This is a genomic window from Planktothrix sp. FACHB-1355, assembly GCF_014748295.1.
Lineage (GTDB): Bacteria > Cyanobacteriota > Cyanobacteriia > Cyanobacteriales > Aerosakkonemataceae > Aerosakkonema > Aerosakkonema funiforme_A.
This window is the reverse complement of the sequence record NZ_JACJUP010000276.1, coordinates 1-3,933: the sequence shown is the minus strand read 5'-3', so window position 1 is coordinate 3,933 and position 3,933 is coordinate 1. Positions and strand designations below refer to the sequence as shown.

Genomic DNA, 3,933 nt, shown 5'->3' with positions numbered 1-3,933 from the left:
GCGATGATATTTTTGAGATGAAGAGCGGTAACTGGTCATTGGTTATTGCTTATCGGCCACTTGTCATTTTTTTGTGGGATCGACCCGTATTTTCAGGTAATTTTCTATGTTTTTCTATCCCTTGTAAAGGCGATCGATCGACAAAATATATTATCAATCACTTGGATAAATAACCACCCACTCCAAGTAACTTGTGGGTGCTGAAAGTACGATCGTAGCTTCAGGAGCGGGGCTTTGGCTGAGATTCACCGATTCCACACGTCCCACAGGCACACCTGACGGAAACTGACTTACTGATGAGGTAGCGACCACATCACCTTTGCGGACATCTGGAACTCTTTCAAAGAATTGAATTACCGCTCGGTCTCCTGACTGACCGCGCATTACACCCATATAGCGACTGCGGCTGATACTAACGCCAACACGACTGCTGGCATCGCTAATTAATAACACCTGGCTAGTATTTTTAGTCACACCGATCACCCGGCCTACCAAACCGCCGGTAGATGTGACAATATAGCCTTGTTTTATTCCCGCTTGAGAGCCCCGGCCCACAGTAATCTGTTGCCACCAGGCATCCGCACTTCGACCAACCACAGGAGCTACAATCCCTTTCGATTTTTGGGCAGATACATATCCCAAAAGCTCTTGCAGTTTGCGATTTTGACTTTGGGCTTCTTCTAACCGCGCTTGCAGTTCCAAACTTTTGGCATCTGCCAGAATTTCTGCTTTCGGCGGATTGGATTGGAAAGGACGGGTCACCAATTGGTAAGTCTCAAAAATTGCTGCACCCTGAGTTTGTTTGACGATCCAGGCAGCTGTGAGAACTGTTCCAACCAGGGTCATTTGTAACCAATTACGATCCCACCAGCGACGTAGCGTGTACATTCAACGAGTTTATGGAATAAAAGTTCGCAGTCAAGTGTAGTGACTCAGAATTTATTTTAAATTCCGGCCTTCAAATTTTAGATTGTATTGAAAGTTACAGGTTGCGAGAGCGACCGCTGAATACTCTATCCAGCTGCTTGATATTTTCTAACACTCGACCTGTGCCCAAAACAACACAACTCAAGGGATCTGCTGCCACGTGTACGACAATGCCGGTTTCGTGGCTGATCAAAGTATCCAAACCTTTCAGTAAGGCACCGCCCCCTGCCAGCATGATACCGCGATCGATAATATCAGCTGCCAGTTCCGGAGGAGTGCGCTCCAAAGTACGCTTAACAGCATCAACAATCACAGCCAGAGGTTCCGACATACTTTCGCGGATTTCCGGCCCTTTAATTGTCACAGTTCGCGGCAGACCCGAAAGTAGATGTAAACCTCGGACTTCCATAATTTGGTCTTCATCAGCATTTGTTGGGTAAGCAGAGGCAATCTGAATCTTAATTTCCTCAGCAGTGCGTTCCCCTACTACCAGATTGTGAACTTTTTTCATGTACTGAACGATCGAATCATTCAGCTCGTCGCCAGCGACCCTTACCGATTCGCTGATCACAGTACCCTGCAAGCTCAAAACAGCTACTTCTGTTGTACCGCCGCCAATGTCGATAATCATATTACCCGTAGGTTCCGCTACAGGTAGTCCAGCACCAATAGCTGCCGCTACCGGTTCGTCAATCAAACGGACATCCCTCGCACCGGCTTGAAGCGCTGCATCCATAACAGCTCGCCGTTCTACTCCAGTTACGCCACTGGGAATGCCAATCACAATTCTTGGTGAAACTAAAGCTCTTCCTTCGTTCACCCGCCGGATAAATGCTTTCAGCATTAGCTCTGCGGTATCGAAATCGGCAATCACGCCATCCCGTAAGGGACGAAGAGCAACTACATTGCCAGGACAGCGGCCCAGCATTTTTTTCGCCTCTTCGCCCACTGCTAGCGGCTCCATCGTATCTTTATCAATGGCCACTACAGAAGGTTCTTGAAGAACAATACCCTTCCCAGATACATAAACCAGTGTGTTAGCGGTACCGAGGTCGATACCCATGTCGCGAGATAAAGGTAAGCGATTGAAAAAACCCACGCGCTTCTTGGCCCCCAAAGAGAGATGCTTTTGTGTACGACTGTAACCCAACCGTGCTGGATTTTATTACGTTTTCTATCCGGCGTCTAGTCAAGCAGGATAATTCTTGTACCAGCAACAATTTAAATCTGTATGCTACCGTCAATTCGCTAAAGTAGATACACCGTAAATGAGTACAGCTGTACTGATAAACAATTATGACTCTCAATCTCAATGTCGTTAGCTTAGTAGGCCGTGTTGGTCAAGACCCCGATGTGAAGTATTTCGGTGCGACCCGTTGAGTGAGAAACCAATCCCCAGATTGGGTATCGCTCGCAAGAATAAGTAGGAATGCCTACCGAACCTTGACAACTTAGCTCCTGAGAGGGTGCGATTTCTCAAAAATGTTAGCTGGAAGTTAATGAATAGCAATATTTTTAGAAGCCAATTCCCTCCTCCTAGATGCCAGGAGATGCAACACTCCCACCGGGAGGACTGACTATCTTTCTCGGTGAAGCGGGGTGCAAAAAGAGGTAACTTTGAACCTGACAGAGAATCCCTAATAGCAGAGATGGGTACGAGTAAGGCCATCTGAACTTACGCTTGAGCCGTCGTAATTTACAACAGCCTACACAGGTTATTGGCTGAGCCAAAAGGCAAGGATAAGGGCTAGGCAACCCGAAATTTGACCTAGAGCATCCCCAACAAACCCGGCGGATAGTAAGACTCTAACCCCATCGCAATCGCAGGAGCTAGGAACGGGATAACTCGCCAATTTCTCTCAAGAAAGGTCGAATCTTGAGTAGGTAGTCAACCGCATGAAATTGGCGAGAGGGATTGGCTCTCAAGCCAATGCCTTTGGGAAAGCCAAAGGATATGCTGACAGAGCCACGATAACTCAGAGATGGATAATTTTAGTAGGAGTAAACAAGTCATGAACACGGCGATAAAGCCGATGTATGGATGGGAAACGATCGACTGGGCAAAAGTCCAGCGACAAGTTTTCAAGCTCCAAAAGAGAATCTATCGAGCCTCTATTCGTGGTGATGTAAAGACAGTTCGCTCTCTACAAAGGCTGTTGACTAAATCTTGGTATGCCAAGTTGGTAGCAATCAGAAGAGTCACGCAGAATAACTGGGAAAAGAATATGTTTGGTTTGGGTGGTTTAGCTAAACTAACCAATCACCAGAAAATTAACTTAGCCAAAAAGCTGCGATTCAATGACAAATCTCAATCAGCTAGACGGGTATTGATTCGCCAACTCGGAAAGGATGAGAAAAAACCGCTTGGTATACTAACGATCGCAGAACGAGCAAAGCAAGCCCTATTAAAACTGGCGCTAGAACCAGAATGGGAGGCTCGCTTTGAGCCAAACAGTTATGGTTTTAGGCCCGGACGGTCATACCACGATGCTATAGCCGCCATCTATAACAGTATTGTTCAACAACCAAAATATGTTTTAGATGCGCGTATAGAGAAGCGCTTTGACCGGATTGACCATGAAAAACTACTCTCCAAGCTGCAAACTACTCCGACATTCAGACGACAGATTAAAGCATGGCTCAAATCTGGGATTATGAATGGTAAGGAAGTATTTCCGACAGATGAAGAAAGCTTACAGGGAGCGATAATATCTCCCTTGCTGGCAAACATTGCCCTTCACGGTTTGGAAGATATGCTACAAAAAAAATTCATCAATAGGATCGCAAACGATCGGAACCGAAAAGTGACATTAGTTCGATATGCCGATGATTTTGTCCTCATGGATGAATGCTTGGAAGTAGTTCTGGAAGCCAAACAGCTAATAGAAGAATGGTTGATGGAGATGGGGTTAGCCCTTAAACAATCTCAAACCCTAATTACCCATACTTTCAAAAAATATGATGGAAATGTAGGGTTTGATTTTCTGGGATTCAATGTCAGACAAT

The 3,933-nt window shown here is 45.9% G+C and carries 3 protein-coding genes; 1 reads left to right on the top strand and 2 read right to left on the bottom strand.

Features of this window, described 5'->3' with window-relative positions; translation table 11 throughout:
- Positions 1-153 precede the first annotated feature (153 nt).
- Positions 154-888: a rod shape-determining protein MreC gene (gene mreC / locus H6S82_RS13620; protein WP_190471475.1), complete on the bottom strand. Its 735-nt coding sequence runs from the start codon at positions 886-888 to the stop codon at positions 154-156.
- 94 nt (positions 889-982) lie between these two features.
- Positions 983-1,990 (bottom strand): rod shape-determining protein, encoded by a 1,008-nt coding sequence (locus tag H6S82_RS13615; protein WP_190471490.1) that lies wholly within the window; start codon positions 1,988-1,990, stop codon positions 983-985.
- Positions 1,991-2,939: 949 nt separating this feature from the next.
- On the opposite strand from H6S82_RS13615, the gene H6S82_RS13610 reads away from it, so the two are divergent.
- A partial coding sequence (locus tag H6S82_RS13610) for a reverse transcriptase domain-containing protein (protein WP_191056315.1) occupies positions 2,940-3,933 on the top strand: 994 nt, incomplete at its 3' end.

Coding starts and splice junctions, on each gene's coding strand:
- H6S82_RS13615 (WP_190471490.1), bottom strand. CDS start 1,990: ATGGGTATCGACCTCGGTACCGCTAACACACTGGTTTATGTATCTGGG.
- mreC (WP_190471475.1), bottom strand. CDS start 888: ATGTACACGCTACGTCGCTGGTGGGATCGTAATTGGTTACAAATGACC.